The 242-nt window shown below is 43.4% G+C and carries 1 protein-coding gene; it reads right to left on the reverse strand.

Annotated elements, in window-relative coordinates:
• Positions 1 to 226 (reverse strand): hypothetical protein (locus AAEY78_RS14685; RefSeq protein WP_352340203.1); only part of this gene is annotated, 226 nt, incomplete at its 3' end.
• Between the last annotated feature and the right edge of the window lie 16 nt (positions 227 to 242).

The raw sequence follows: 242 nt of genomic DNA on the forward strand, positions 1-242 counted from the left end.
CGTCATACGGCGTAATCGCAGAAGCATCAGAGAAAAACTCTGATAACGCTATAAGGTTACTGGTATCTAGTACGTCTTCTGCGATAGCATACGTGTAGGCTGTACCATTAACGTCAACGGTTGCCAAATCATCGTTTAAAATAAGATCAGCTTGACCGTAAACACGAATAGGTAAGTTCAGTACCGCACTAGATGCGCTAACATCACCATCACTCTCTACACTCACTGCAGATACTTTCAGG

This window comes from Psychrobacter sp. 16-MNA-CIBAN-0192 (assembly GCF_040309565.1).
Taxonomy (GTDB): domain Bacteria; phylum Pseudomonadota; class Gammaproteobacteria; order Pseudomonadales; family Moraxellaceae; genus Psychrobacter.